19 protein-coding genes are annotated in these 26,858 nt (G+C 74.0%); 11 read left to right on the top strand and 8 right to left on the bottom strand.

Annotated features, from left to right (window positions below):
- The first annotated feature begins 11 nt into the window (after positions 1–11).
- The 4 genes from HFV08_RS04885 (at position 12) to HFV08_RS04870 (ending at position 7,809) form a co-directional block, all read left to right on the top strand.
- A complete protein-coding gene (locus tag HFV08_RS04885) occupies positions 12–1,796 on the top strand; it encodes a serine/threonine-protein kinase (RefSeq protein WP_168536214.1) in 1,785 nt (594 codons plus the stop codon).
- Positions 1,797–1,916: 120 nt separating this feature from the next.
- The gene (locus HFV08_RS31375; protein ID WP_446696843.1) at positions 1,917–3,788 is read left to right on the top strand and encodes a serine/threonine-protein kinase; all 1,872 of its coding nucleotides are present in this window, start codon (positions 1,917–1,919) and stop codon (positions 3,786–3,788) included.
- Positions 3,789–4,110: 322 nt separating this feature from the next.
- Complete coding sequence (locus HFV08_RS04875; protein WP_168536212.1) at positions 4,111–5,739, top strand: succinic semialdehyde dehydrogenase; 1,629 nt, start codon at positions 4,111–4,113, stop codon at positions 5,737–5,739.
- A 294-nt stretch (positions 5,740–6,033) separates the two neighbouring features.
- Positions 6,034–7,809 carry a GMC oxidoreductase gene (locus HFV08_RS04870; protein ID WP_312885407.1) on the top strand — a complete coding sequence of 592 codons (1,776 nt, stop codon included), beginning with the start codon at positions 6,034–6,036 and terminating at the stop codon, positions 7,807–7,809.
- A 277-nt stretch (positions 7,810–8,086) separates the two neighbouring features.
- Here HFV08_RS04870 and HFV08_RS04865 read toward each other — a convergent pair whose 3' ends face one another.
- The 3 genes from HFV08_RS04865 to HFV08_RS04855 all read right to left on the bottom strand — a co-directional run bounded on the left by HFV08_RS04865 (position 8,087) and on the right by HFV08_RS04855 (position 13,053).
- Positions 8,087–10,519 carry a polysaccharide lyase 8 family protein gene (locus HFV08_RS04865; protein WP_168536210.1) on the bottom strand — a complete coding sequence of 811 codons (2,433 nt, stop codon included), beginning with the start codon at positions 10,517–10,519 and terminating at the stop codon, positions 8,087–8,089.
- Between the two features lie 321 nt (positions 10,520–10,840).
- Positions 10,841–11,845 (bottom strand): LPXTG cell wall anchor domain-containing protein, encoded by a 1,005-nt coding sequence (locus tag HFV08_RS04860; protein ID WP_168536208.1) that lies wholly within the window; start codon positions 11,843–11,845, stop codon positions 10,841–10,843.
- A 779-nt stretch (positions 11,846–12,624) separates the two neighbouring features.
- Positions 12,625–13,053 (bottom strand): chorismate mutase, encoded by a 429-nt coding sequence (locus HFV08_RS04855; protein WP_168536206.1) that lies wholly within the window; start codon positions 13,051–13,053, stop codon positions 12,625–12,627.
- Positions 13,054–13,712: 659 nt separating this feature from the next.
- Between HFV08_RS04855 and guaA the strand changes: the two genes are divergently transcribed.
- The gene (guaA, locus tag HFV08_RS04850; protein ID WP_040252802.1) at positions 13,713–15,293 is read left to right on the top strand and encodes a glutamine-hydrolyzing GMP synthase; all 1,581 of its coding nucleotides are present in this window, start codon (positions 13,713–13,715) and stop codon (positions 15,291–15,293) included.
- 87 nt (positions 15,294–15,380) lie between these two features.
- Here the strand turns inward: guaA and HFV08_RS04845 are convergent, their stop codons facing one another.
- Positions 15,381–15,890 carry a pyridoxamine 5'-phosphate oxidase family protein gene (locus tag HFV08_RS04845; RefSeq protein ID WP_168536204.1) on the bottom strand — a complete coding sequence of 170 codons (510 nt, stop codon included), beginning with the start codon at positions 15,888–15,890 and terminating at the stop codon, positions 15,381–15,383.
- 114 nt (positions 15,891–16,004) lie between these two features.
- Complete coding sequence (locus HFV08_RS04840) at positions 16,005–17,354, bottom strand: FG-GAP-like repeat-containing protein (protein ID WP_168536202.1); 1,350 nt, start codon at positions 17,352–17,354, stop codon at positions 16,005–16,007.
- Between the two features lie 386 nt (positions 17,355–17,740).
- Between HFV08_RS04840 and HFV08_RS04835 the strand changes: the two genes are divergently transcribed.
- The 4 genes from HFV08_RS04835 to HFV08_RS04820 all read left to right on the top strand — a co-directional run bounded on the left by HFV08_RS04835 (position 17,741) and on the right by HFV08_RS04820 (position 21,862).
- Entirely contained in the window at positions 17,741–18,526 is a 786-nt protein-coding gene (locus HFV08_RS04835) for a class II aldolase/adducin family protein (protein ID WP_168536200.1), read from the top strand.
- Between the two features lie 427 nt (positions 18,527–18,953).
- The gene (locus HFV08_RS04830) at positions 18,954–20,219 is read left to right on the top strand and encodes a hypothetical protein (RefSeq protein WP_168536198.1); all 1,266 of its coding nucleotides are present in this window, start codon (positions 18,954–18,956) and stop codon (positions 20,217–20,219) included.
- A 126-nt stretch (positions 20,220–20,345) separates the two neighbouring features.
- On the top strand, positions 20,346–21,002 hold the full coding sequence (locus HFV08_RS04825) for a DoxX family membrane protein (protein WP_246341504.1): 657 nt from the start codon (positions 20,346–20,348) through the stop codon (positions 21,000–21,002).
- Between the two features lie 224 nt (positions 21,003–21,226).
- Positions 21,227–21,862, top strand: a complete 636-nt coding sequence (locus HFV08_RS04820; protein WP_246341503.1) for a class I SAM-dependent methyltransferase — start codon at positions 21,227–21,229, stop codon at positions 21,860–21,862.
- Between the two features lie 51 nt (positions 21,863–21,913).
- On the opposite strand, the gene HFV08_RS04815 is transcribed toward HFV08_RS04820, so the two are convergent.
- Positions 21,914–22,132, bottom strand: a complete 219-nt coding sequence (locus HFV08_RS04815) for a hypothetical protein (RefSeq protein WP_168536196.1) — start codon at positions 22,130–22,132, stop codon at positions 21,914–21,916.
- The gene (locus tag HFV08_RS04810; protein WP_168536194.1) at positions 22,122–23,510 is read right to left on the bottom strand and encodes a PspC domain-containing protein; all 1,389 of its coding nucleotides are present in this window, start codon (positions 23,508–23,510) and stop codon (positions 22,122–22,124) included. The genes HFV08_RS04815 and HFV08_RS04810 overlap by 11 nt, the downstream gene beginning before the upstream one ends.
- A 168-nt stretch (positions 23,511–23,678) precedes the next feature.
- On the opposite strand from HFV08_RS04810, the gene HFV08_RS04805 reads away from it, so the two are divergent.
- Both HFV08_RS04805 and HFV08_RS04800 read left to right on the top strand, forming a co-directional pair.
- Entirely contained in the window at positions 23,679–24,959 is a 1,281-nt protein-coding gene (locus HFV08_RS04805) for an ATP-binding protein (protein ID WP_168536192.1), read from the top strand.
- Positions 24,956–25,678: a LuxR C-terminal-related transcriptional regulator gene (locus HFV08_RS04800; RefSeq protein ID WP_168536190.1), complete on the top strand. Its 723-nt coding sequence runs from the start codon at positions 24,956–24,958 to the stop codon at positions 25,676–25,678. Before HFV08_RS04805 ends, HFV08_RS04800 begins: the two co-directional genes overlap by 4 nt.
- A gap of 447 nt (positions 25,679–26,125) precedes the next feature.
- On the opposite strand, the gene HFV08_RS04795 is transcribed toward HFV08_RS04800, so the two are convergent.
- A complete protein-coding gene (locus tag HFV08_RS04795; protein WP_168536188.1) occupies positions 26,126–26,812 on the bottom strand; it encodes an HAD family hydrolase in 687 nt (228 codons plus the stop codon).
- Between the last annotated feature and the right edge of the window lie 46 nt (positions 26,813–26,858).

Raw genomic sequence — 26,858 nt, 5'->3', positions numbered from 1 at the left:
GAGAGGGATGCATGAGCAACGACGGGGGAGCCCCCTACGGGTCCGGCGGCAGCGGGTCCGGCGAGACCACCAGCTACGGACTCCAGCCGCCTCGGCCCCGGGAGCCGGGAGCCCCGTACGGCGGGGTTCCCCAGGGGCAGCAGCCGCAGCAGGGCGGGTACGGGTACCCCGGGCAGCAGCAGGGGCACGGTCAGCCGCCGGGGGGTCCCGGACCGCATCCGGGTCAGCAGGCACCGCCCGTGCCCCCCGCGCCGCACGCCCAGCCGACCCAGGCGGTGCCGCACCAGCAGGCGCAGCCCGACCCGGGGGCGGGGCGCCTGATCGCCGGGCGCTACCGGCTGCTCGCCAAGCTCGGGCACGGCGGCATGGGCACCGTCTGGCGGGCCAAGGACGAGACCGTCGACCGGGAGGTGGCGGTCAAGGAACCGCGGGTCCCGGACCACCTTCCCGAACGCGAACGCGCCACGGTCTTCGAGCGGATGCGCCGCGAGGCGCGGGCCGCCGCCCGGCTCGACCACCCCGCGGTGGTCAGCGTGCACGATGTCGCCGTCGAGGACGGCCAGCCGTGGATCGTCATGGAGTTCGTCCAGGGCCGCACCCTCGGCGAGGCGCTCCAGGAGGGCACCCTCGGCGCACGCGAGGCCGCCCGGATCGGTCTTGAGGTGCTCGGCGCCCTGGACGCCGCGCACCAGGGGGGCGTCCTGCACCGCGATGTGAAGCCGGACAACGTGCTGCTCGGCCGCCACGAGCGGGTGGTCCTCACCGACTTCGGCATCGCCCAGATCGAGGGCGAGACCAATCTGACCGACACCGGCGGCTTCGTCGGGTCACCGGAGTTCATCGCCCCCGAACGCGTCCTCGGGCAGCGGCCGGGACCGGCGAGCGATCTCTGGTCGCTCGGCGTGGTGCTCTACGCGGCGACCGAGGGCGTCTCGCCCTTCCGCCGCAGCAACACCCCCGCCACCCTGCAGTCGGTACTGAACGCGACGCCCGCCGCGCCCGCCTCCGCGCGGGGCCCGCTGGCCGACGCCATCAACGGCCTGCTGCACAAGGACCCGGCGCAGCGCCCGGCCGCCGCCCGGGTGCGCCAGCTCCTGGAGCAGGCCGCCGCGCCCGCGCCGCCGCCCGCCCCCACGGTGCGGGCCGCGGGGCCCGGCAGCGCCCAGGGCGTCACCCTGAGCCGCAAGGCGCTGCTCGGTATCGGCGCCGCGCTGGTGGCCGCCGTCCTCGTGGTGGGCGTGGTCCTCGCCGACCCCTTCGGCGGCTCCTCCGCCGAGGGCTGGAAGGACGACGAGGCGAAGGGGCTCGGGGCGACGGTCTCGGTGCCCGAGTCGTACGTCAAGTACGTTCCGGAGGAGGACGATTCGGACCAGGGCTGGGCCGAGTACGCCGACCCGAGCGGCGCGATCTGGGTCCGGCTCCAGGTCGACGCCGAGAAGGACGACAGCCTTGACAACATCGCCGGTTCGGCGACCGCCGAGGCCTACGACGACGCCGAGACCTTCCAGGAGACCGGCGAGTCCGACCTCGGCATCGGCTCCGACGCGGGCCTGAAGATGCACACCGACAAGACGACGTACAAGGGCGGGGAGTCGGCCGAGAACACCGGTACGTACACCGAGGGGACCGGCGACGACCGGCGCCACCCCCGGGAGATCCGGATCTTCTACTACAAGTCGAAGGCCGGGGACATGTACAAGCTGATCATCGGCTACCCGGGCAAGGGCGACTTCGTCGAGCGCGGCCGCGAGGTCGCCGACGGGGCGATCGAGAAGCTGGAGATCAGCAAGCTCTGAGGACGGATCCGGCCGGCCGGTCCCCGCAGCCCGGGGAGCGGTCGGCCGATGCCGTGCGCGCCGGGCCCCGGATCGGGCGCGGGGGTGCGGGAGAACGGGACCGAGGGGGAACGAGGGGGAGTGGCCGGGGTTCTGGGGCGGCTGGTGGGCGGGCGCTACCGGGTGGTCGGGCGCATCGGCTCCGGCGGCATGGGCACGGTGTGGCGCGCCCTTGACGAGCGGGTGGGCCATGAAGTGGCCCTGAAGCAGCCGCGGTTGCCCGGCGATCCGCAGGAGGAGGCGCACCGGCGGATGTCCGCCCGCCTCCACCGCGAGGCCCGCGCCGCCGCGCGGGTCGACCACCCCTGCGCGGTCTCCGTGCACGATGTCGTCGTCGAGGACGGCCTGCCCTGGATCGTCATGGAGCTGGTACGGGGCGAGTCCCTCCAGGAGCGCCTGGACCGGGGGCCGTTGGCGGTGCCGGAGGCGGCCCGGGTCGGCCTCGCCCTCGCCGGGGCGCTCGGTGCCGCGCACGCGAAGGGCATCGTGCACCGCGATGTGAAGCCCGCCAACGTCCTGCTCGGCAGCCATGACCGGGTGGTCCTCACCGACTTCGGCATCGCCCAGATCCGCGGCGAGGAATCCCTCACCGTCACCGGCGAGTTCGTCGGCTCGCTGGAGTACGTGGCGCCGGAGCGCATCGCGGGCCACCGGGCGGGACCCGCCTCCGACCTGTGGTCCCTCGGCGTCCTCCTCTACGCGGCCACCGAAGGCTTCTCGCCCTTCCGCCGCCACGCCGTGGAGGCCGTACTCGCCGCCGTACTGGGCGCCGAACCACCCGAGCCGGCCGCCTCCGGCCGCCTCGCCCCGCTGATCCGCCACCTCCTCGCCAAGGACCCCGAGGCCCGCCCCACCACCGAGGAGACCCTCCGCCACCTCCGCTCGGCGACGGCCTTCGAGGAGACGGGGCCGGTGGTGCTGGGGGCGGGTCCGGGGGCGGGGGTGTCGTCGGGTTCTGGGGGTGGGGAGGCCGGGGCCTGGGAGTCGGGGGCCTGGGAGTCGGGGCTCCTGGAGTTGGGATCCAAGGATCGGGAGTCCTCGGATCGGGAGTCCTCGGATTGTGAGTCCTCGGATCAGGAGTCCACGGATCCTGTATCCCAGGACCGCGGGTCCCAGGACCGCGAGTCCCAGGATCCCGAGTCCCAGGACCAGGGATCCCAGGATCCCGAATCCGAGAATTCGGAGCCCCAGGGTCCCGAATCCCAGGATCCGAGGACCGAGGACCCCGGACCCGCGAACTCCGAACCCCGGGGCCCCGATTCCCCCGAACCCGAACCAGTCCCCGCCTCTTCCCCCGCCCCCGCCCCTTCCCCCTCCCGCCTCGACCACCGCTGGGTACGGATCGCCGCGCTGGCCGCCCTCCTCGGACTCGCGCTCGGGGCCGGGATCTGGGGCACCCGGGCCGGGCGGGACGGCGACGGCGGCGACCGGGCGGACGGGCCGGACCGGAGCCCCACCGCCTCCGTGGAGCTGCCCGAACCCACCTGGAGCAGACGGCGGTTGCCCCACCTCGGCGCCTCGCTCAAGCTGCCGGAGACGGCGGAGCGGCGGGACGGGAACGGCGGCGGCTTCGTACGGGAGCCGGGGGAGGCGGACTTCCTGGAGTACGCGGTGGGCGACACCCGGGTGCGGCTGACCCTGTACCCGAAGGGCACCTACGGGAAGAGCGGTCCCTGCGGCGATCCCGCGAAGGTGCCGGTGGAGGAGTGGACCACCCCGGAGACGAAGTGCGGCGAGGGCACCCTGGACGGGCGCCGGACCAGCCTCGCCGAGTCCGCCTACGAGGATCTGGAGAAGCGCCGGGCCCTGCAGCTCTTCGTCTACGACGAGGACGGCACCTGCCATGCCCTCCTCGTCGACATGCTCGACGAGGGCCGCAGCCGCGCCGAGGGGCGGGCCCTCTACCGGGACATCGTGGCGGGCCTGCGCCTGGAGCCCGTCGAGGCGGGCTGAGCCCCACGCGACACCCGCGTCACCAGGCGGCGCGCTCCCGCGGAACCCGGGCACCGCCACGCGGCGCGCTCCCGCCGGACACGCGCCTCGCCACGGGACGCGCTCCCACCGGACCCGCCCCTCCCCGCCGCCACATCTGTCACCCCGGCACCACGCACGGTGAGGAATGTGTCACAGCCCTCACCGCTCTCTCCGGTGCCCGACCGGGCAAGCCCCTGATCAGGGCTGTTGTGCCAGCAATCACTGGCAGCGTGTGCAGGCCCGGTGAATTGCTGTTACCCATGGGTACACAAAGCCCGGTGACAGGAATACCCTCACGCTTATGACGCAGGCCACCGCACCCCGCCAGGACTCCACCACGCCGGCCGGTACCAACCCGGTTGCGCCCGCCCCCGCGGGTGCCCGTACGGCCGCCGATGTCGTGACGCCCGAGCTGGTCGCCCAGCTCACCAAGGGCGTCGTCGGTTCCGGTCGCACCTGGAACCATTCGCCCCTGACCGGCGAGAAGCTGGCCGACCTCCCCGAGTCCACCCCCGAGGACGTCGAGACCGCCTTCGCCCGAGCCCGCGCCGCGCAGCCGCTGTGGGCCGCGGCTCCGGTCCGCCGGCGCGCCGCCGTACTGCTGCGCTTCCACGACCTGCTCCTGGAGCGCCAGGCGGAGGTGCTCGACCTCATCCAGCTGGAGACCGGCAAGACCCGGCTGCACGCGCACGAGGAGATCCAGGCGGTCGCGATGGCCGCCCGGCACTACGGCCGCCGCGCCTCCGCCTACCTCGCGCCCAAGCGGCACACCGGCGCCGTCCCCCTCCTCACCCACGTCAGCGAGCGGCGGCAGCCGCGCGGCGTGGTCGGCCAGATCGCGCCCTGGAACTACCCGCTCGAACTCACCATCGGCGACGCGCTGCCCGCCTTCGTCTCCGGCAACGCGGTCGTCATGAAGCCCGACACCGAGACCGCCCTCACCGGCCTGTGGGCCCGCGACCTGATCATCGAGGCGGGACTGCCCGCCGAGGTCTTCCAAGTGGTCATCGGCGACGGCCCCGTCGTCGGCCCCGAGCTGGTCAAGCGCGGCGACTACGTCTCCTTCACCGGCTCCACCCGGGTCGGCCGCGAGGTCGCCCAGGGCGCCGCCGCCCGGCTGGTCGGCGTCTCCCTCGAACTCGGCGGCAAGAACCCGATGATCGTGCTCGACGACGCCGACATCGAGAAGGCCGCCGAGGGCGCCGTCCGCGCCTGCTTCTCCACCGCCGGCCAGCTGTGCATCGCCATCGAGCGGCTGTACGTGCACCAGGCCGTCGCCGACCGCTTCGTGGCCCGCTTCGTGGCGAAGACCAAGGAGATGCGGCTCGGCAACTCCCTGGCCTACGGCGCCGAGATGGGCTCCCTGGCCAGCGAGCGCCAGCTCAAGACGGTGACCCAGCACGTGGACGACGCGGTCGCCAAGGGCGCCAAGGTCCTCGCGGGCGGCGTCGCGCGGCCCGATGTCGGCCCGTACTTCTACGAGCCCACCATCCTCGACGGCGTCGGCGACGAGATGACCCTGTGCGCCGAGGAGACCTTCGGCCCGGTCGTCTCGATCTACCGCTTCGCCACCGACGACGAGGCCGTGGAGCTGGCCAACGCCACCCCGTACGGGCTCAACTCCTCGGTCTGGTCGAAGAACGCCCGCCGCGGCCGCGCCGTCGCCGCCCGGCTGCACACCGGCACCGCCAACGTCAACGAGGGCTTCGCGCCGGGCTACGCCAGCGTGCAGTCGCCGATGGGCGGCATGAAGGACTCCGGCCTCGGCCGGCGGCACGGCGCCGAGGGCATCCTCAAGTACACCGAGGCGCAGACCGTCGCCCACCAGCGGGTCCTGCCGCTCGGCCCCTCCTTCGGCATGGACGACGAGAAGTACGCGGCCTTCATGTCCCTGAGCCTGAAGACCCTGAAGAAGCTGCGGCTGCGCTAGGCCGCGTCCGGGAGATCCGGGGCCGACTCCCCGACCGGGCCGCGCGCGGGCGCGCACGGCCCGGCGCGCGGCGACCCGCTTTTCCCGCGCCGGGCCGTCACCGTCGAGCCGTCAGCACCGAGCCGTCACCACCGAGCCGTGTCGAAGACCGCGGACACCACGGACACCGCGGACGCCGCGGACAACGAAGAGAGCGAGAGCATCGTGGCACTGGAGAAATCCGTCCCCGCCGGGCAGGACGCACCAGGCGCGCGGCGGGGCGAACAGGACCCGGACGAGTCCTACGACTACGACGTGCTCGTGGTCGGCTCCGGCTTCGGCGGTTCGGTGTCGGCGCTGCGCCTGACCGAGAAGGGCTACCGGGTCGGCGTCCTGGAGGCGGGCCGCCGCTTCACCCGCGAGACCCTGCCGAAGAACTCCTGGGACATCAAGAACTTCCTCTGGGCCCCCGCGCTCGGCCTCTACGGCATCCAGCGCATCCATCTGCTCGGCAATGTCATGGTCCTCGCCGGGGCGGGCGTCGGCGGCGGCTCGCTGAACTACGCCAACACCCTCTACGTGCCGCCGAAGGCCTTCTTCGAGGACCCGCAGTGGAAGGACATCACCGACTGGCAGGAGGAGCTGTCCTCCTACTACGACCAGGCCAAGCGGATGCTCGGGGTGCGGCTGAACCCGACGATGACCCCGATGGACGTCCATCTCAAGGCCGCCGCGCACGAGATGGGCGTCGGCGACAGCTTCCACATGGCCCCGGTCGGCGTCTTCTTCGGTGACGGCAAGGACACCGACGGCAGTGTGAACGTCAAGCCGGGTGAGGAGGTGGCGGACCCCTTCTTCGGCGGCGCGGGTCCCTCCCGCAAGGCCTGCACCGAGTGCGGCGAGTGCATGACGGGCTGCCGCCACGGCGCGAAGAACACCCTCAACGAGAACTACCTCTACCTCGCCGAGAAGGCGGGCGCCGTGGTGCACCCGATGACCTCCGTGGTCGCGGTCACCGAGGACTCCCGCGGCGGATTCGCCGTGCAGACGCTGCCGACCGACAACAAGCGCAAGGGCGCGGGACGCACCCTCACCGCCCGGCGGGTGATCATCGCCGCCGGGACCTACGGCAGCCAGACCCTGCTGCACCGGATGAAGGACACCGGTCTGCTGCCGCGCGTCTCCGACCGCCTCGGGGTGCTCACCCGCACCAACTCCGAGGCCCTGGTCGGCGCGCAGACCGACAACCGCCGCTACGCCAAGAAGCACGGCGAGAAAGCGGACTTCACCAAGGGTGTCGCGATCACCTCCTCGATCCACCCGAACGAGAACACCCACATCGAGCCGGTGCGCTACGGCAAGAAGTCCAACGCGATGGGCGCGATGACGGTGCTCCAGGTGCCGTTCAGCCCGCGCGGCAGGCGGCTCGGCCGCTGGCTCGCCAACAACGTCCGCCACCCGCTGCTCTTCGCCCGCGCGCTGTCCAACCGCCGCTGGTCCGAGCGCACCATCATCGGCCTCGTCATGCAGTCCCTGGACAACTCGCTGACCACCTACCGCAAGGAAAAGGGCCTCGGCAAAGGCATGCTGACGGCCCGTCAGGGCCACGGCGAGAAGAACCCGACGCAGATCGCCGAGGCCACCCAGGCGGCCAGCATCCTCGCCGAGGAGATCAACGGCTTCCCGGGCTCCAATATCGGCGAGCTGACCGGTATGCCGCTGACCGCGCACTTCCTCGGCGGCTGCACCATCGGCGCCGACGCGGACAGCGGGGTCATCGACCCGTACCACCGCCTCTGGGGGCACCCGGGCATCTCGGTGGTGGACGGCTCCGCGGTCTCCGCCAACCTGGGCGTGAACCCTTCGCTGACCATCACCGCGCAGGCCGAACGCGCCATGTCCTTCTGGCCCAACAAGGGTGAGGAGGACATCCGTCCGGCGCAGGGCGAGGCCTATGTGCGGCTGAACGCGGTGGCCCCCAAGTCCCCGGCCGTCCCCGCCGACGCCTTCGGCGCGCTCAAGCTGCCCTTCCTCGGCATCCCGACGGTCCCGCCGAAGAAGGTGGAGGCCGAGGCCCCGCCGATGAAGTAGGCGCCGTACGCGAGCAGTTGAGGCCGCCCACTGAAGTAGGCCCCTGGCACGGGCAGTTGATACGGCCCGTGAAGTACGGCCCCACCGAAGGCGGTTGACGAGCACCGGACCCCCGCTTCCCTGGGAGGCGGGGGTCCGGCGGCTTCAAAAGCCCGAGTGCGGCAAGGAGTCGGACCCGGTCGACCTGGCGGGGACGGCCGGGAGTCCAGCCCGGCCCGTGGCCCACCCCGGTCGCCCCGGCAGGCGGTCCAGCCCAGCCGCACCGTGCACCGGTGATTCAGCCCAGCCGCACCGTGCACCGGTGGCTCGCGCCCAGCTTCCCCGGGGTGATCCTCAGGCTGAGCGAGTCCCCGGTGGCGACCACCTCGACGCCGGGGTCCCGCGAGGTCACCGCGGTCACCGGCTGCCGCCAGCTCACCGTGAACTCGGCCCCGGTGCGCGGGGGTTCACTGATCGCGAGGGTGGCCCGGCTCCCGGTGCGCCGGACCAGCACGCTCGCCGGAGCGCCGGTGGTGAGGCCGCCGAGGCTGCCCGCCGCCCAGAAGTTGACCGCGGTCAGGCCGAGGGAGGGCACCGAAACCCCCTGCTGCTGCTCGGAGTTGGCGAGCACCCGCAGCCAGCCGGGGTCCGCGGCACGGGCGGCGACCTGGGCCTCGCTCGCGCCGGGCAGCACCAGATAGGCGCAGGCGGCGCCGTCCGGGTCGCTCCCGTGGTCGAACCAGAGCGTCAGATAGCGGCGGCCGAGCGGGGTCGTGGAGCCGTTCTTGTTGATCGCCGCCCAGGTGCCGGTACGGGTCTCGCGCAGCGCCCGCAGCCCGGCGCCGCCGGGGAAGACATAGCCGCCGTGCCCGGCGAGATGGGCCCAACGCGCCTTGCGCAGCGTGGCGTTCCAGCCATCCGTGGTGGGCTGCGCCGTCCCGTCCACGGTGAAGCGGTGCACGCCCTTCTCGCCGAGGTTCCGGTTCTCCACCACGGTGTCCACGGCGGTGCCGTCCTTCGCCCGTACGCCCGCGGTCAGGCAGACGACCGCGTCGTCGGCGAAGATCCAGGACTTGCGGGCGCTCAGCGTGGAGGAGAGCCCCTTGAGGTGCTGGCCGCTGATCCCGTACGTACCGTCGCCGGTGCCGCCGACCCACTTCACCCCCGGCCGGGCCGCGCCCCAGTCGCCGCCCTCGCCGTCGGTGAGCTTCTTGCGGGAGGTGGTGGTGCCGGGCAGCCGGTAGGGGTCGACGGTGGGCCAGAAGGCGTCCGTGTACTGGCCGTTGGCGGAGTCCTTCGGCCACCAGTAGAGCATTCCGGAGCCGGTGTGCCAGCCGCGCAGGTTCTCGCCGTTGCCGGTCTCGTAGTAGGTGATCCGGTCCGAGGCCATGGCCAGACTCGCGGCCCAGCCCGGGCGGCGGTGCACCGCGCGGTCCATGCCGGCGAAGAGCGAGTGGCCCACCGGCTCGGGGCTCGGCCGGGCACCGCCCGCGAGGACGGCGGCGAGCCGGGCGGCCGGGGCGACGCCGAGCGCCGGGTCGTCGAGCAGCGGCTGGTACACCGCCCGCTGGGACCAGCCCTTGATCATGGACTGCCAGCGGGAGTTCTCGGCGGCCGAGGCGCTCCGCGCCAGCAGCGCGATCGCGGCGATGATGCCGTGGCCGCGCACATGGTCGCCCTGCGGGGTGAGCCCGTTCGGCCCGGCGGCGCTCTCCCTGCTGATCGCCCGCCCCGAGACGCTGTCCATCACCAGGCCGTTGAAGAGGAAGGGCGCGTAGGCCTTCTCCACCGAGTCCAGGATGATCTGCCGCTTCGGGTCCGTCACCTCCCAGTCGGAGTCCTTCAGGAGCGCGAAGAGCAGGGCGAGCCCGCCGACCATCACCGAGCCGTAGGACCCGGCGTAGGGGACGTAGGTGTGCTGGATGAAGGAGCCGTCGCTGTAGAGGCCGTCGCCCTCGGTCACATAGGGGAAGACCGGGGAGAGCGCGTCGCGGGCGAGGGCGATCTTGGCGGGGGTGCGGGTGAGGACGCCGCGCAGGGCGAGCACCCGGCACAGGTCGACCCGGTTGGCGCCGGTCGAGGTCCCGGTGTAGCTGCCGACCGCGCTGTCCGGGACGAAGTGGTCCACGGCGGCCGCGTAGTCGGCGATCCGCTCGGGGCCGACCTCCTCGTAGAGGTGGCAGCAGATGTCGAGCAGGCCCTGGGGTGCGCCGATCTGCCAGTTGTACCAGTTGCCGTAGCGGGTCTGCCCCGCGTGGTAGGCCTCCTCGTGCAGCTGGTCGAGTCCGGTGAGGATCGCGGTGCGCAGGGCGGCGTCGCCGGTCAGTCCGGTGCCGGGCTGGACGTAGGCCTCGGCCATGGTGCGCAGCTGGTAGTAACTGCGCTGCAGGGCCTCGGAGTACGGGAAGGAGTCGGCCTCGGTGTCCGGCTCCGGATCGCCGTAGACGGCATCCGGCCAGAGCGCGCCCTTGGCGGGCGCCATCGTCTCGCGCAGCTTCCGCGCGCTCTCGCCGAGCGCGCGGAGCTTGCCGCGGTAGGGCTCGGCGCCCGGGTCGAAGCCCGAACCGAGCTGCAGTTCGCGCCACTTGAGGCGCAGCGTGTCGTAGACGTCGCCGGCGGCGGCCGGGGCGGGGCCCGCCTGGACGGCGAGCGGGGCGGCGAGGGCGGTGGCGGCCGTCAGGCGCAGCAGCGCGCGCCGGGACAGCAGGGAGGAGGGGACGGCGGAGGGCATGGGCGGAAAACCTCCGTGCTCGGGGGAGGGGAGCGTGGCGTCATGCGTCCTGGAGGGCGGGTGGCGAGAAATCGACGGAAAGCGCTTGCGTGAAGTAAGCGCTTTCTAGCACGGCTCCCGGAGACCGGCAATGGTTCTGTCACCCGGCCGACGCCCCCGCGCCACCCCGCCGCCCGGTCGCCGCTGCCTCAACTCCCGCTCGTATCAGCGGCGTTCGCCCGCTCGTGGCAGGGGCGTCCGGCCGGACAACCGCGTCCGGAAACGCCGAAGGGACCTGCGCCCCCCTCCGAGCGCAGGTCCCTTCTGTTCAGGGGTGGTGCCTTACGCGGCCGCGTCACCCTTGCGGCGGCGCACCACGACCACGGCACCGGCACCGGCCAGCACGGCGAGGCCGCCGACCAGGCCGATGGCGGGCAGCACCGAGGAGGAACCGGTCTCGGCGAGGCTGCCCCCCGGCAGCTCGGAGACCTTGCCCGCGGGCTTCGGGTGGTTGCCCTTGCCGTCCTTGCCGCCGCCCTTGCCCGGCTCGGCCTCACCGGGCTCGGGGTTGGCGGAACCCGCCTTCAGGACCTGGAAGTCGTAGGCGGCCCAGCCCTCGGCGATGCAGTCCTGCTCCTCGACCTGGTCGAGGTAGGCGCCGGAGCCGAAGGAGTAGGCGTCCCCGGCCGGGGCGTCCTCGGCGATCGCCACGCGCAGCGCGACGCTCCGGCTCTTGCCCGCCGTCAGCTTCTCGGCGTAGAAGAAGTAGTCACCGGCCCACTCCTCGCTGCCGATGCGCTCCCACTTCCCGGACTCGGGGTTCTTGAACTGCAGGTCGACGTACCGGCTCAGGAACTTCGCCTCGTCGTCGACCTCGTAGTTCTCCACCTCGGCGTAGAAGGCGACGCCCTCGACGTCGATCTTCGAGTCGTTGGTGACCTTCAGCGCGAACTCGTGGAAGCCGCTGCCCGCGACGATCTTGCCGGGCAGCCCGCTGACGGCGGCGGAGACGCGGGCGTCCGCGAAGTCCTCGTCCAGTTCCTCGCAGTACGGGACGTCCTCGTCGGGCGCCGTGGCGGTCGGCGAGGGGCTGGCGCTGGTGTCCCCGCTCGGCGAGGTGCTCGCGGTCGGGGCGGGGGAGGTGGGCGTGCCGGTGGCCGGGGGAGTGGCCGAGTCCGAGGGGGTGGGAGTCCCGGTGCTCGGGTCCGGCTCCGTGGCGCTCGGGGAGGCGGTCGTGGACGCCGACGGATCGGTGGTGTCCGCGGAGGCGGCCGGGGCCGACAGCAGGGCGAGCGGGGCTATGACAGCCGTCGCGGCCGCTGTGGCCAGGGCGCGGCGAATCTTCATGAAGACCTCAGGAAGTCCGGCGTACTGCATGGGGTGCAGTACGGGAGTGGAGGCCTCCGCGGCGTGGGGACGCGGGTGTGGCCGTTGGTTCTGCATGGATGACCCGCGACCCCTGTGAAGGGTTGTCCTCGAATTGACAGAAATCTTATGTGGGGTGGATCACCAGGTCAGGGGTTGTGCGGGCGGCCCCCGACGTACTCCGGGGGCAGGTGCCGGCCTCCCGCGGGCGCACAGCGAGGAGCCCCGCGTGACGGATACGCGGGGCTCCTCGTGTCGGCACCGACGTCAGGGCCGCGTCGGTACCCGGGGCGGCGCCGGGGGGAGGTGCGCCGCGCTGTGGTCCTGGGGGGCGGGGAGCGGGTCCCCGCGGCCCGGGGGTGGTGGTCGTCGTCCTGCGGTCTGCCGCTCCGGCCGAGAGGTCCTGTCCGCCGGGGCGGAGGGCCGGTGCGTCGGTCGGCCCCGGGCGTCCCCGGAGCCGGCCGCTTCTTTTGATGACCGGGCTGCTGTCCCCTGCCGTCCGGCCATCTCTCCGGAGCGAGGTCCCACGACGCACGATCCGTACGTCTCATCGCTCCGGGCTGAGCCACGCGTGGTTCTTCTGAGGGGCCCGCCCCTGGCTGGCACGGACACCGGGATCAACGAAGCCCGGGCCGCCCTGGTCACGCGCCGTACGGGTGAGAAGCGGACCGAACGCAGGTGCGGCGGCGCGGCGGGCTTCGGGCGGGCCCGGGCGGCACGGCAGCCGGGGGGACGGCCCGCCCGCCGCCCCCCTCCGCGGGTCAGGACCGGCCGCGGCAGAGTTCGAGCAGGGTCATCGCGAGGGTGGTGCCGGGCCGGTCCAGGGCGTCCCGGTAGCGGCCGAGGATCTCCGTCTCGCGGGAGAGGTTCACCCGCCGCCCGCCCGAGGTGATCCGCGCCTCCTGTACGACGGCGGAGACGGCGATCCGCTCCTGCACCAGGCCGATGATCCGGTCGTCGAGCGCGTCGATACGGGACCTGGCCTCGGCGATCACCCCCGCGGCCTCCTCGGTACGGGCACCGGTCCACTCGGCGGCCGACTGCTTCCCGGCCGATTGCTTCCTTGCTGCCTGCTTCCCTGCCGCCTGCTTTCCGGCGGGGTGCGGCTCGCGCGCGGGGCCGCCCTCGGGACCGGCGCTCGCGGCGGCGGTCGCTCCGGTGGCGGGGGCAGCGGTGGTCGTGGCGGTCATGGCGGGCTCCTCTGCTGAAGGGGAGGTGCCCCGGTGCCCAGGACCCGGGAAACGCCAGACGCCCCGGGCCTTGTCGGCCCGGGGCGCCTGGGAAGTCGCTTGTCAGTGGATCAAGCAGCACAACCGTGGCAGCCGGCGGACCGGTTGCCATAGGTAAAGACGAAGCTGTGCTGGATCACGCGGTCAGTATGCCCGCACCGGCGGCCGTCCGGTCAAGCCGCCGCCGGTGCGGCCCGGATGCTGAGACGGGGCGGGACGGCGGGGGCCCGGTATGCCGGTATGCCGGGACCGGGGAGGGCGGCGGAGCCGGACCGGGGTGGAGGGCGGCCGCGCCGACGGGTGGACGGCAAGGGGCAGGCGGTGGACCGACGGGTGGACGGCGAGGAGCAGGCGCTGGACTGAAGGGTGGACGGCGAGAGGCAGGCACTGGACCGCCAGGTGGAGGCCGGGACGAGCGGGTGCACCGCGGGGTGCACCCGCAGGGTGGACGCCGAGACGGCGGACAGTGCACCCGAGGGCGGAGGACCGGGGTGGAGAGTGCCCCCGGGAGGGCCGGAGGGCGCGGTCACCGGCGCCGTTAGAATCGACACCAAACCCCTGTTTCCCCGCAGAGCCTGTACCTCGCAGGCCAGCCTGCTCAACGCCGGAAGGCCGCCGCCGTGCCATCAGCGTCCCCCGCCGCCCCCGACACCGTCCTGGTCGTCGACTTCGGCGCGCAGTACGCCCAGCTCATCGCCCGCCGGGTCCGCGAGGCCCGGGTCTACAGCGAGATCGTGCCGAGCACCATGCCCGTCGCCGAGATGCTCGCGAAGAACCCCGCGGCGATCATCCTCTCCGGCGGCCCCTCGTCGGTGTACGCGGAGGGCGCCCCCAGCGTGGACCGCGCGCTCTTCGAGGCCGGGGTCCCGGTCTTCGGCATGTGCTACGGCTTCCAGCTGATGGCCACCACCCTCGGCGGCACCGTCGACAACACCGGCGCCCGCGAGTACGGCCGTACCGGACTGCATGTCTCGCGCTCCGGCTCCACCCTCTTCGAGGGCACCCCGGACGAGCAGCCGGTGTGGATGTCGCACGGCGACGCCTGCAGCGCGGCGCCCGAGGGCTTCACCGTGACCGCCTCCACCGACGTGGTCCCGGTCGCCGCCTTCGAGAACGACGAGAAGAAGCTCTACGGAGTCCAGTACCACCCCGAGGTGATGCACTCCACGCACGGCCAGCAGGTCCTGGAGCACTTCCTCTACCGCGGCGCCGGGATCGCGCCCGAGTGGACCATGGGCAATGTCATCGAGGAGCAGGTCGAGGCGATCCGCGCGAAGGTCGGCAACCGGCGCGCGATCTGCGGCCTCTCCGGCGGCGTCGACTCGGCGGTGGCCGCGGCCCTGGTGCAGAAGGCCATCGGCCCGCAGCTGACCTGCGTGTACGTCGACCACGGTCTGATGCGCAAGGGCGAGACCGCGCAGGTCGAGAAGGACTTCGTGGCGGCGACCGGGATCAAGCTCCGGGTGGTGGACGCCGAGAAGCGCTTCCTGGACGCGCTCGCCGGGGTCAGCGACCCGGAGCAGAAGCGCAAGATCATCGGCCGGGAGTTCATCCGCGTCTTCGAGCAGGCCCAGGCGGAGATCGTCGCCGAGGCGCCGGGCGACCAGCCGGTGGAGTTCCTGGTGCAGGGCACCCTCTACCCGGACGTCGTCGAGTCCGGCGGCGGCACCGGCACCGCCAACATCAAGTCCCACCACAATGTGGGCGGCCTCCCCGAGGACCTGGAGTTCACGCTCATCGAGCCGCTGCGCCAGCTCTTCAAGGACGAGGTCCGCATGGTCGGCGCCGAGCTGGGCCTGCCCGAGGAGATCGTGCACCGCCAGCCCTTCCCCGGCCCCGGCCTCGGCATCCGCATCGTCGGCGAGGTCACCAAGGACCGCCTCGACCTGCTGCGGGAGGCCGACGCCATCGCCCGCGAGGAGCTGACCGCCGCCGGTCTGGACCGCGACATCTGGCAGTGCCCCGTGGTGCTGCTCGCCGAGGTGCGCTCGGTCGGCGTCCAGGGCGACGGCCGCACCTACGGCCACCCCGTGGTGCTGCGCCCGGTCTCCTCCGAGGACGCCATGACCGCCGACTGGTCCCGGCTGCCGTACGAGACCCTGGCGCGGATCTCGACCCGGATCACCAATGAGGTCGCCGAGGTCAACCGGGTGGTCCTGGACGTCACCAGCAAGCCGCCGGGCACCATCGAGTGGGAGTGAGCCCGTCGCGGGAGTGATCCCGCCGACCGGCCCCGACCCCGCGAGCGGGACGGACACCCCCGTGGCCCGTCCCGCCGCGGGGTGGTCTCAGCTCCGCCGCACGGTGCGCACCCCCTCGCCGGGGCGCCAGATCCGCAGGACCAGCTGCGCCCCCTCCACCGAGGTCCGCACCACCTCGGTGAGTTCGGCGCGGAAGAGGTGGAAGGCGTCCGGGTCGGGCGGGTCCACCTCGGCCGTGTAGCGGGCCCGGACGGCGGGGTCGGTGACCTCGACGGCGCGGCCGCTCAGACGGATGTCCCCGCCGTCCATCCCCTGCCCCGCGCCCGGATTGGCCTGGAGCGCGAAGCGCGGATCGCGCCGCAGGTCCAGCGCCTTGGCGGAGTCCGGCATCATGCCGAGCCACAACTCGCCGTCCAGGAAGCGGACTTCGAGGCCGTGCGTCCGCGGGGAGCCGTCCGCCCGCAGGGTCGCGAGCACATGGTGCGCGAAGGCCGCGAAGCGCGCCTCGGCCCGCGCGGCGAACTCCGGTTCCGCGGCGGCGAAGGCACCCCAGCCGGCACTCTGCCCCGCGCTCCTGCCGGCACTCGTGGAAGTCATGCGGGCAGTCTGCACGCCGCCACTGACAATCGGCTCCGCCGGACCGCGAAACGGCGGGCGGGGCCCTCGCCCGCCCGCCGCTTCAGCTCGTGGATCCCGCTGGTGGATCCCGCCTCAGCCGGCGAAGTCGCTGCCGAGCCGGGCGTCGGCGTCCGGGGCGCCGATCTCCGCCGGGTTGAAGGCGGTCGAGCCCTCCGAGGTCAGGCCCGCCGGGGAGCCGCGCAGCAGCCAGACCGCGCCGGTGTCCGCGTTGGAGGTGTCCTCGCCGGGCGCGCCGACCCCGAGGTCCGGGTGGCCGTCGCCGTCGGTGTCGCCGGTCCACAGGGCGCTGCCGAAGTAGTCCTTGCTCTCGGCGGCCCCGGGGACCCCGGCGGTGTCCTGGTGCACGGCCTGCGCGCCGGTGCCGGTGAGGCCCTTCGCGCCGCCCCTGAGGAGCACCACCGAGCCCGCGTCCTTGACCGGCCTGCCCTTGGCGGTCAGGTCCTCGTAGGGCACGCCCGCGGCCACGTCGGCGTAGCCGTCGCCGTTCACATCGGCCGCCGCGAGGTCGTAGCCGAACTGGTCGCCGTCCTCGCTCACGCCCGGCACCCCGGCGGAGTCCTGGGTGAGCGTGGTCGTACGGCTGGTGGAGGGGCCCTTGGCGGTGCCGTAGAGGACCTTCACGGTGCCCGCGTCGTAGGGGAGGTTCTCCACGACGCCGCCCGGCACGGTGCGGATGACCAGGTCGCCGTAGCCGTCCGCGTCCACGTCGCCGATGGCCGCGGACGCGGCGTCCGGCAGCGTGGTGGACTTGGTGGCCAGGCCGTCCGCGCCGCCCGCCCAGAACTGCGAGGACTCCGACATCTCCTCGAAGGCGTGCAGGGTGACCAGGTCGTCGCGGCCGTCGCCGGTGATGTCGCCGGAGACCATCCGGGTCGGGTCGAAGGTGCGGCCGGTCGACAGGTCGGAGGAGCGGCTGGCGGTGCCCTCGCGGGTGAACGGCCCGTACAGGACGCGCAGATCGCCCCACTCCTCGGCGTCCTTCTTCTGCGCCACGAGGTCGGCGTGGCCGTCCCCGTCGAAGTCGCCCGAGGTCACGCCGCTGCCGCCGAACTGCTGGTCGGCGGGGATGGTGAGCGCCGCCTCGGTCAGCCCCTCGGCGGAGCCCCAGCGGATGGTGTCGCCGGAGACCAGGTCCGCGTAGCCGTCCTCGTCCAGGTCGCGGGCGGTGCTGCGGGCGGGGTCCACCGTCACGGTCTGGTTCCGGCCGTCCGTACCCCCGTACCGGACGGACTGGTAACCGGCGGGCGAGGAGGCCGTCACGTCCGCGAGACCGTCGTGGTCGAAGTCCGCCTGGACGGCGGCGGGTTCCGCGGCCCGCCCGCCGTCGGCGGAGGCCGGGGCGGACAGGGCCACCACGGGCGCGGTGAGCAGGGCGGCGACCGCGGCGCAGCGGGCGGCGAGTCGATGGCGGGGTACGAGCACGGAATCTCCTGGGTGGGGGACACGGCCGCCGGCCCGGGTCGCCGGTGAACGGCGCACGGGGACCGGGTGTCCATGCGGATGCCTGTGGATGGCGGAAGGCTTACGTCCCCCGCCTCGCAGAGGCAGACTCGCCACCGGGGCCGAGGGTTGTACCCCGTCCGCGCCCTTCTCCGCCGCGACCGCGATCCGCGCCTCCGGAACCGCCCCTGCTCACACGGTCTTCCGGCCCCCGACCGCCCTCGCCTGCCGTGCTCTCCGCGCCCCGGAACCGCCTCCGCTTCTCCCGCGGCGGACGGCCGTCCGCAGGTGTTCGCGTGCGGGGACTGTTCCGATCGGCCCGCCCCCGGTAGCTTCCGCTGCGGACCACCGCACGCGATGGAGGAACGATGCACGGGCCCACTCCGATACCCGTCGACCAGCTGCGGTTCGCGATGCCGCCCGTGCACGAATCGCCCGAGGACGAACGCCGCCACCGCAAGGAGCGCCTCGCCGGTGCCCTGCGCCTCTTCGGCCGCCTCGGGTACGAGGACGGGGTCTCCGGCCATCTCACGGCCCGCGACCCCGAACTCACCGACCACTACTGGGTGAACCCCTTCGGGATGCCCTTCGCCCATCTCACGGTGGGCGATCTGGTTCTCGCCAATCACGACGGGCAGGTCGTCGAGGGCAGCCGCCATGTGAACCAGGCCGCCTTCACCGTGCACGCCGAGATCCACCGGGCCCGGCCCGAGGTGGTCGCCGTCGCGCACTGCCACTCGGTGCACGGCCGCGCCCTGGCCGCGCTCGGCGAGCCCGTCGACCCGATCACCCAGGAGTCCTGCGCCTTCTACGAGGACCACGCGCTCTACCCGGACTACTCGGGCGTGGTCGTCGACACCGAGGAGGGCCGCCGGATCGCCGCCGCGCTCGGGCCGCACAAGGCGGTGGTGCTGCGCAACCACGGACTGGTCACGGTCGGCGACTCGGTCGACGCGGCGGCCTGGTGGTTCCTGACCCTGGAACGCGCCTGCCAGGTGCAGCTCGCGGCCCGCGCCGCCGGCCGGCCCTTCCTCATCGACCACGCCCGCGCGGTCGCCACCCGCGAACAGCTCGGCCACGACCTCGTCGCCTGGATCAACTACCAGCCGATGTGGGAGCAGATCAGCCGCAGCGAGCCCGATCTGCTGGCCTGAGAACCACAGCCGCAGCAGCCGTTCCCAACCTGGGACCCACAACCCACAACCCGCGATCCACAACCCACAACCGCGATCCACAACCCACTGCCGGGGACCCACAACCCACTGCCCGGGACCTGGTGCCGACCGGGTCGGCCGACCGTCCCGTACGCCGCTGAGCAGCACCCCGTGTCCGGATAGCGGGCACCGCGCCCGCCGGGGGAGTACGAGGTCAACCCTCCCGTGGCCGCTTCACACCCACGGGGGCCTCCGCCGTGCCCGCGCGCTCCCCGGGTGCGGCACAATTCCCAGTCACAGCAGGAAAGTTCATGATCACATCGGGCGATCATCGGCAGCGGCCGTCGACCGTACCGACGGCGGCCGGGTACGGACACGAGCGCCCCGCCGTACGGCAGGTGGTCCCAGACGACGGAGTAGTGGTCCGGTGGCGGTGCAGGAGGCGCGGCAGAGCGCACACGAGGGCGGCTGCACCTGCGGCGACTGCCCGAAGGGCGCCCGGGAGGGCCACCGCAGAGCGGTCGCCCGCTTCCTCGCCCGGCGGGACGAACTCGCCGCGGGCGAGGGCCTGCCCGCCGCCGTCGCGCACTCCGCGGGCGCGAGCCGCCAGTGGGTCTCCGACGAGCTGACCCAGTCCGCCGCCCAGGTCGCCGCGCGCGGCCGGGCCGAGGCCGAGGCCCGCCTCGACCCGCTCTGGCAGCGGACCGCCCAGGTCCTGACCACCGGGTTCGTCCTGCTGCTGCTCGTGGAGGCCGCCACGGCGATCGGCGCGGGCTGGACCACCGCCCGTACGGCGGGACTTGTGGCCGCCCTGCCGCTCGGCGCGCTGCTCGGCGGCGCCGCCTACCTGCACCGCGCCCGCGGCGGCCTCCTCGCACCGCTCACCGGCGGCGGCAACCGGCTCTCGGCCGCGCGGACGGTGGCGGCGGCCTGGCTGCTCCTCGCCGTCTACGCGCTGCTGCTCCTCGCCGTCCAGCTCGTCGCCGCGAGCGGTGCGGCCGACCGGCGGGAGCTGCTGGACGCGCTCGGCCCCGGCCGGTCCACCGGCTTCGTCACCCTGCTCGGCGCGCTCGCGGCGGTCGCGGTGGCCGTGGACGGGGTGCGCGCCGCACGGGTGCGCGCCGGGCGGCTCCAGCGGATCCGCGCCGACCGGCCGCGCTGGGCCGATCTCTTCACCGACGAGGCGGGGCACGGCAGTTGGGCCCGGGCGCAGTACGTGGTGGTGGGCGGGGCCGGGCTCGTCCTCGGCTGCGTACTGCTGGCCCGGAGCCCGCGCGAGCTGCCCCCGCTGCCCTGGGCCGTGGTGCTCCTGGTGCTGGTCTCGGCGGCCGTCTTCGCCGGGGCCGCCTGCACCGCGGGCGGACGGCCGGTGATCCTCTCCGTGGTGCGCTCCCGCGAGGCCGGGGACCTGGACGGCCCGATCCGCACCGGCGACGACATCGAGATCCGCGGCACCGGTTTCGTGCCGCCCGGCGCGGGCACCGCCGAGCAGCTCGCCCGCCTCGCGGTACGCCTCGGACCCGTGCAGGTGCACGTCCCGCTGGTCCCCGTCCCCGGCGGCTTCAGCAACCCCACCGACACGGTGCTGACCGTCCCGGTGCCGGCCGATGTCGAGCCCGGCCCGGTCGAGGTGCAGGTGGTCACCGCCGCGGGCCTGGAGACCGGCCGCCGCACCATCGACGTGGTGGACTGACCGGCCCCGCCCCGGCCGGACGCGGCCCCTCCCACCCCGTCGTACGCTGGAATGAACGGGCCGGAACCGGCGTACGTACCGTCCTTCGACGGGCCACCGGGGCCCGGCGGGAGAGGCGGTCGGACGATGGCCCACAGCAGAGGCGAGGACACCGGCGGCGATCCCGGCGAGGACACCCGCGGCACCCCCGGCGAGCACCGGGGCGACCGCTTCCCCCGCGGAGCCACCGGCCGGTCCGCTCCCGACCCTCGGACCGGGCGGTCCGCCCCCGACCCCCGGACCGGCCACTCGCTCCGCGCCCTCCTCACCCGCCACGCCCTCCTCCCGCTGCGCCTCTTCCTCGGCGTGACCTTCGTCTACGCGGGCCTCGACAAGCTCACCGACAGCACCTTCCTGTCGGCCCACGGCCCCGGTTCGCTCGGCGAGACGATGCGCAGCGTCCGCGACACCTCGGCGGTGCCCTGGCTGGTCGACCTCGCCCTGAAGTCCCCGGTCGGCTTCGGCTACGCCATCGGCCTGGGCGAACTCGCCGTCGGCCTCGGCATCCTGCTCGGCCTCCTCGGGCGGCTCGCGGCCCTCGGCGGCGCGCTGATCTCGCTGAGCCTGTGGCTGACGGTGAGCTGGACGACCGAGCCGTACTACTACGGCAACGACCTCGCGTACCTGATGGCCTGGCTCCCCCTGATCCTCGCGGGCACCCCGCTCCTCTCCGCCGACGCCTGGCTCCGCCACCGCAGACGGCCACCCGCGTACGAGCCCCCGGCGTCCGAGGGCGAACGCTGACCGCCCACCGGTGAGAGCCGGGCGGCGGGAGCCCGGCGGTGAACGCCGCCCCCAGAGCGGGCTGCGTCGGTCCCCTCCCGGCGCAGCCCTTCCGCGGAGGTGAAGTTCCTTGCGGGGCGCGGCGGTTGGGAGCTGTGCGGCCGGAGGCGTGTCCCGCAGTGCGGCTTGTTCCGATGTCGACCTCGGCCCGTGCGGTGGGCAGGATGCCGTGCGGAGGAGGCGGAATGGACATGTCGTCGGCCGAGGCCTGGGAGCGGTTCGCCGCCGGGAGCAGGCCCCGCCGCTCCGTGAACGCCCGGGGTGAGAAGACCTGGCTCAACTGGACCCAGTACCCCGACCACGGACCGGCGGAGGAGATCCTCGGCCCCCTCGCGGGCCGCCGGGTCCTGGAGCTGGGGTCGGGCGGGGGCGACAACCTCGCGCACCTCGCCGCGCTCGGTGCCCTCGGTACGGGGGTCGACATCGCCCCGAGCCGCAAGGCCGCCGCGGAGGGGCGCTGGGGGCACCTGCCGGGACTGGACTTCCGCACCGCGGAGGCGGTGGACTTCCTGGACGGGACCGCCGAGACCTTCGACGTGGTGCTCTCGGTCTTCGGCGCCGTCTGGTTCACCGACCCGGGCAGGCTGCTTCCCGCGGTACGGGCCCACTTGGCACCGGGCGGCGTGCTGGCCTTCTCGCACGCGCCGCCGGCGAGCCGGAAGCCGCCGCCCGGCAACTCCGGTATCCGGCACGACCACACCCCCGCCGAGTGGCGGGCGATCCTCGGCGGCCACGGCTTCCGCGAGGTGAGCGTGACCGTCCTGGCGCCCCCGGCGGGCGAGACCGTCGGCACGCTGCTGGCACGCGCGGTGGCGGGCTGACCGCAGCGGGGTCTCGACGGGGAGCCGCCCCGACTGCGCCGACCACCCCGACTACCCGTCCGCGCTCCCCGCCCGCCGCCTCCCCCTCCGCCGTACCCCCACCCCCACGACCGCCACCGTCGCCGAGAGGAAGAGGCCGCCGCAGATGAGGGGGAGTACGGCGTACCAGGGGAGGTGCCACCAGGTGGCGGCGTCGCCGAGGTAGAGGAGGGCGGTGGTGAGGAGGACCAGGCCGGCGAGGAGTTTGCCGGGGCCGAAGTCATGACGCACGGCTGACCTCCACCTGGCCGAGGGCGACGTGCAGGTCGAGGGCGAGGGTGCCGCGGTCGGGGGTCCTGGCGGTGGGGCGCAGCACGAAGTCCTCCTGCTTTCCGGGGGCGATGTCGACGTCGCGCTGGTCCTGGCCGGGGAGTTGGATGTCCCCGACGCCGGTGGTGGCGTGCAGCCGGACGGTCGCGCCCGGGGGGACGATCACCCGCAGCCGCCCGGCGCCCACCTCGGCGCGGGTGGTGACCGTACGGTTCCCGGTGAGCCGTACGCCGCGCAGGTCGAGGCGGGCGTCGCCGGTGCCGAGGCGGTACTCGGGGCGTACGGCGGCGGCGTTCGCGGGGCGCCAGTCCGTGCGGGACCAGTCGGTGGTGACCTCGGGGGGCAGCGCGGCGGCGCCCGCGAGGAGGCCCGCGGTGAGCACGGCGAGCAGCAGGGAGCCGCCGCCGGTGCGGCCCCAGCGGGAGCTGACGGCGATGCCGAGGCCGAGCACCGCGAGGGAGGCCGCGAGGCCGGTCTGCAGGGTGCCGCTGAGGTTCAGGTGCTGCCAGGTCAGGCCGGTGCCGAGGCCGCCCGCAAGCAGGGTGAGCAGGAAGAGCCAGCCGCCGATCCAGCGGGGTTCGCGGGGCTTGGGCGCGGGCGGCGGCGCCCCGCGGTGCGGGGGGTAGGCGCTGCGCAGGGCGCCGGGGACCGAGGCGGGGTCGTCCAGTCCCGCGGGGCCCCAGAGGTAGCCGGTGCCGCCGATGTGGGTGCCGTCCTTGACGATGGGCTCCCGCCACCAGGAGGGGATCCGGCCCGGTACGGGGGGCTTCTGCGCCTCCGGGGGAGCGCCGCCGTAGACCGAGGCGGTGGTGGCGGTCTTCTCCTGGCTGGGGGCGTCGGAGGGGGCGGGAGACTCCTCGGCGTCCCGGTGGCGGGACCAGTAGCCGGTGGCGGCGAGCAGCACGCCGAGGGCGATGGCGAAGGTGAAGACGGAGCTGTTCTTCATCATCGACAGGAACAGGCCGGTGCCCACCAGGGCGCAGAGCACGGCGGTCAGCGCCGGTCCGTCGACCCGGCCGGAGAGCAGCCTGCGGGCCTGGTTCTCCTCCTCGCCGTCCAGCGGGACGAAGAGCCAGGCGAAGCCGTAGCAGACCAGGCCGAGGCCGCCGGTGACGGAGAGCACCGCGAGCACGATCCGGAAGATCACCGGGTCCATGTCGTAGTGGCGGCCGAGTCCGCCGCAGACACCGCCGAGCACCTTCTGGCCCCGGTCCCGGCGCAGCCGGTCCGCCCCGGGCACCCGTCCGGTGTCCGCCGCCGGTGGTGGCGGTGCGGCGGTGCGGGGTCCGGCGCCGCTGCCGCGCGCCGGACCCGGTCCTGGTGGGTGCTGATCCGTCATGCCTCCATGGTGACGGCCGCCGGGCCGCCGCGGGAGCCGGGCCGACCCTGGCTGAACCCTGAGTTCTCCCCGGTCACCGCGGGCGGACCGGGAGTCCGTCCGGGTCAGGGGAGTCTCAGGGGCCGACCCTGATGCCGGTGCCCGCGCGGGCATGTGACGATCGGTGCCATGCAGGAAGCCGCCGCAGCGCCCGAGGAGACCGCGCGGCCCCCGCGCAAGCTCTACCGGAGCAGTGACGGCCGCTGGCTCGGCGGGGTGGCGCGGGGGCTCGCCGGGCACCTCGGGCTGCCCGTGGTCTGGGTGCGGCTCGCCTTCACCGGTCTCTTCCTGGTGGACGGGCTCGGCGCGCTGCTGTACGCGGCCTTCTGGTTCTTCGTCCCGCTCGGCGTCGGCGGCGTGGAGGAGAGCCGCCGGGCCGAGACCGCGCCGGACGGGCGGCGGCGCCTGGTGGCGCGCAAGCCGGACAAGGGGCAGATCGTCGCGCTGATCGCGATGGTCATCGTCTCGGCGGTCTTCGTCAGCAAGGTCGACCTGGGCGGCCCGGCCAACGCCTACCTCTGGCCGACCCTGCTCGTCGGCGCGGGCGTGGCCCTGGTCTGGCGGCAGGCCGACAACGCCCGCCGGGCCCGCTGGATCCAGGCCGGGCGGCGCCGCCGGGTGCTGACGCTGCTGCGCTCGGCGGCCGGGGTGGTGCTGGTCGGCACCGGGGTCACCGGCATCTTCGTCCTCCAGGGTTCGGCCGAGCACCTCGGTTCGATCCTGCAGGCGGCGCTCGCGGTGCTGGTGGGCATCGCGCTGCTCGCGGGCCCGTATCTGGTGCGGATGGCGCAGGACCTCTCGGAGGAGCGGCTGATGCGCATCCGCGCCCAGGAGCGCGCCGAGGTCGCGGCCCATGTGCACGACTCGGTGCTGCACACGCTGACCCTGATACAGCGCAACGCGGACCGCGCGAACGAGGTGCGGCGGCTGGCCCGGGCCCAGGAGCGCGAGCTGCGCGAGTGGCTCTACCAGGGCATGGGCCGCGGCAAGGCCGAGGACGAGCGGGAGCCGGACACCCTGGCCGCCGCGGTGAAGCGCACCGCGGCCGAGGTCGAGGACAAGCACGGCGTCCCGCTCGAAGTGGTCGTGGTCGGCGACTGCCCGCTGGACGACCGGCTCGCGGCCCAGGTCCAGGCCGCGCGCGAGGCGATGGTCAACGCGGCCAAGTACGGTGGCGAGGGCGGCGCGGTGCAGGTGTACGCCGAGGTGGAGGGGGCCCGGGTGTTCGTCTCGGTGCGCGACCGGGGCCCCGGCCTCGACCTCGACGCGGTGCCCGCCGACCGCATGGGAGTACGGGAGTCGATCATCGGACGGATGCGGCGCAACGGCGGCACCGCGCGATTGCGTGCGGTGCCGGACGGCGGCACCGAGGTCGAGCTGGAGATGGAGAGGGCGGAGGCGGCGTCATGAGCGAGTCGAACCGGTCGGCGGACGGTGCGGACGGTACACAGGGGGCCGCGGGCCCCGGGCGGCGGGTGCGGGTCGTCCTCGTCGACGACCACCGGATGTTCCGTACCGGGGTGCAGGCGGAGATCGGCCGGACCGAGCAGACCGGCGTGGAGGTGGTCGGCGAGGCCGCCGACGTCGACCAGGCGGTCACCGTGATCACCGCGGTGCGGCCCGAGGTGGTGCTGCTCGATGTGCATCTGCCGGGCGGCGGCGGGGTCGAAGTCCTGCGCCGCTGCGCCGCGTTGGCGGCGGACGCCGAGCGGCCGGTGCGCTTCCTCGCGCTCTCCGTCTCGGACGCCGCGGAGGACGTGATCGGGGTGATCCGCGGCGGCGCCCGCGGCTATGTCACCAAGACCATCACCGGCGCCGACCTGGTGGACTCCGTCTTCCGGGTCCAGGAGGGCGACGCGGTGTTCTCGCCGCGCCTCGCGGGCTTCGTCCTGGACGCCTTCGCCTCCACCGACGCGCCGCCGGTCGACGAGGACCTGGACCGGCTGACCCAGCGCGAGCGCGAGGTGCTGCGGCTGATCGCCCGCGGCTACGCCTACAAGGAGATCGGCAAGCAGCTCTTCATCTCGGTGAAGACGGTCGAGTCCCATGTCTCGGCGGTGCTGCGCAAGCTCCAGCTCTCCAACCGCCATGAGCTGACCCGCTGGGCGACGGCCCGGCGACTGGTCTGAACTCCCTTACGGGGCAGGGGGGTTGGGCTGACCTGCGCAGGTACGCCGCTGGCCGGTGACCGGGCCCGCCGGTGCTGCGGTGCTGCGGTGCTGCGGTGCTGCGGTGCTGCGGTGCTGCGGTGCTGCGGTGCTGCGGTGCTGCGGTGCGCGGGCTCCCGTGCGCGGGTACGCGGGCGGGAGCCGAACTCCCGTACCGGGCGAGAGCGCTGAGGTCCCGTACCCGGCAAGAGGGCTGAACTCCCGTGCCCGGCGCGGGAGTCGGGCGGCCGGGCGAGGTGCGGCGGGCGGTGCCGCTGGGGGAACGGCACCGCCCGCCGGTTCGCCGACGGGGGCGTACCGGCTGACTCCGGTCGCCCGCCGCGGCGGAACGGCGCTCCGTACGGAAGGGGCCGCCGGAGCGCCGTGGGCGGCGGGACCCCGCACAAGTGGTCCCGCCGGGGGCCGGGGTCAGACCGCCGAGGGCAGTTCGATGCCGGGCAGCCGTCCCCAGTGGCGGTGTTCGGTGGCCCGGGCGGTGAGCACCGGGTCGTCGCCGACCGCGACCGGGTGGCCGACCGAGGTGAGCAGCTCCAGGTCGCTGGCGTGGTCGCCGTAGGCCCAGCACTCGGCGAGGTCGAGTCCGCGCTCCTCGGCCAGGCGCCGGGCGGCCCGGCCCTTGCCGGCGCCGATCATCGGCTCGACGACCTCGCCGGTCAGCCTGCCGTCCTCGGTCAGCGGTTCGGTGCCGAGCGCCACGTGCGCGCCGAGGGCCGCGGCGATCGGGTCGAGGGGGGCGTAGAAGGAGCCGGAGACCAGGACGACCAGGTCGCCCGCCGCGAGGTGCTCGCGCAGCGCGGCGACGGCGGGCCCGTGGAAGAAGTCCCCGGAGCGCTCCGACTCCCGGAACCACAGGCGCCCCTCCTCGGCGAGCGCGCGGTGTCCGGCGCCCTGGTAGAGGCGGTAGTAGACCCGGTTGACGTCCGCGCGGGTGTGGCCCTCGCGGTGCAGCGACTTCAGGCGGTCGCGGGCCCGCTCGTAGACCAGGTCCGGTTCGCCGCGGTAGCGGTAGTGGAAGGCGAGGAAACTGAACATCGTCTTGACGCGGACGAGGGTGTCGTCGACGTCGAAGAAGGCAGCACGGGCCGCCGGGGCCATGGCAACTCCCTTGGCAGGACGGTGGATCGACCGGACGCGCCCGCGC

The sequence above is a fragment of the Streptomyces physcomitrii genome (assembly GCF_012273655.1).
GTDB classification, from domain to species: Bacteria; Actinomycetota; Actinomycetes; order Streptomycetales; family Streptomycetaceae; genus Streptomyces; species Streptomyces physcomitrii.
The sequence above is the reverse complement of the archived record's forward strand: the minus strand, read 5'-3'. Positions and strand labels throughout refer to the sequence as shown.